Raw genomic sequence first — 665 nt, forward strand, 5'->3', positions numbered from 1 at the left:
GATGCTGGATATACAGTTAAAAACTTACAAGATGCCGGATATACAACTGAAAAATTAAGAGATGCCGGATTTACAGCTAAGGAATTAAGAAATGCTGGGTATACAATTAAAGAATTATTAGATGTTGGTTTTACAGTAAAAGAATTAAGAGATGCCGGATTTACAGCTAAGGAATTAAGAAATGCTGGGTATACAATTAAAGAATTATTAGATGTTGGTTTTACAGTAAAAGAATTAAAAGAAAGCGGATTTTCAGTTAAAAACTTACAAGATGCTGGGTATACAGTAAAAGAATTAAGAGATGGCGGATATACAGCTAAAGAATTAAAATATGAAAAATTTACAATTTCAGAATTAAGAACTGTTGGTTATACAGCAAAAGATTTAAGAGCTGCTGGGTATTCAGTTTTTTCATTAAAAAATGTTGGATTTACACTTAAAGAAATTATAGATGCTGGTTATACAGTTAAAGAATTAGAAGAAGGAAGAATTCTTTATACAATTGAAGATTTAAAAGCTGGCGGATATACACTTAAAAAAATTATAGATGGCGGATATACAGCTGGACAATTAAGAGCTGCTGGGTATACACTTAAAGAATTAATAGATGTTGGATTTACATTTGTAGATTTAAGAGTTGCTGGGTATACAATTAAAGAGTGTAG

The 665-nt window shown here is 29.9% G+C and carries 1 pseudogene; it reads left to right on the forward strand.

Annotated elements, in window-relative coordinates:
- A pseudogene (locus CPX_RS02835) lies at positions 1-665 on the forward strand (type IVB secretion system protein DotG/IcmE); the annotation flags it as partial.

This window comes from Candidatus Phytoplasma pruni (assembly GCF_001277135.1).
Taxonomy (GTDB): Bacteria; Bacillota_I; Bacilli_A; order Acholeplasmatales; family Acholeplasmataceae; genus Phytoplasma; species Phytoplasma pruni.